Origin of the sequence: Protofrankia sp. Cr1, assembly GCF_963555865.1 — a bacterium.
Lineage (GTDB): Bacteria > Actinomycetota > Actinomycetes > Frankiales > Frankiaceae > Protofrankia.
Genome location: NZ_CAUVXO010000657.1, coordinates 2,741 through 3,674, shown reverse-complemented (window position 1 = coordinate 3,674; position 934 = coordinate 2,741). Strand labels below are relative to the sequence as shown.

General features: G+C 69.7%; 1 protein-coding gene. It reads left to right on the top strand.

The window, feature by feature from the left end:
• On the top strand, positions 1-934 hold a 934-nt coding region (locus tag U9980_RS27495; protein WP_322770590.1), incomplete at both ends, for an ATP-binding protein.

Genomic DNA, 934 nt, shown 5'->3' with positions numbered 1-934 from the left:
GGTGGATGGTGACGCGCTCGTTCAACACGACCGGGCCGTGCGTGCCGAGCGACCACTACATGATCCCGGCCTCGGAGCGGCTCCCCGAGGCGCCCGATCTCATCGAGGCCAAGAAGTACTTCGTCCTGCACGCCCCACGCCAGACAGGCAAGACGACAGCGCTGCAGGCGCTCGCCGCGGAACTGACCGCGAGTGGCCGCTACGCGGCGGTCGTGCTGTCGATGGAGGCGGGCCGGCCCTGGCCGGATGACGTCGGCGCGGCCACCCGGGCGATCCTCACGCGTGCCCGACGCACCTCGCGAACCAACCTGCCTGCCGACCTGCGTCCGCCGCCCTGGCCGGAGAGCTGGGCGGAGGGGCTCCTCTCGGAAGCGTTCGCCGTCTGGGCGGAGGCCTGCCCGCGACCGCTGGTGCTGTTCCTCGACGAGATTGACGCCCTCGGCGGACGCACCCTGCTCAGCGTCCTCGGCCAGCTGCGCGACGGTTACCGCGACCGCCCCACCGGCTTCCCCGCGTCGATCGCCCTCTGCGGCCTGCGCGACATCCGCGATTACAGAGTTGCTTCGGACGGCGATCCGGCCAGGCTGACGTCGCCGAGTCCGTTCAACATCAAGGTGACGTCCCTGCGGCTGGACGACTTCACCCTCGACGAGGTCCGTGAGCTCTACGGGCAGCACACCGCCGACACCGGCCAGCGGTTCATCCCCCAGGCCGTCGAGTACGCCTATGCGCTGACCATGGGTCAGCCTTGGCTGGTCAATGCCCTCGCATACGAGATCGTGCACCGCATGAAGGTCCCCACGACGACGATCACAGGCGACCACGTCGACCAGGCCGCCGAACGGATCATCGTCACGCGCGAGACGCACCTGGACTCCCTGCTCGACCGGCTCCACGACCCGCGCGTCCGGCGGATCATCGAACCCATCCTCGC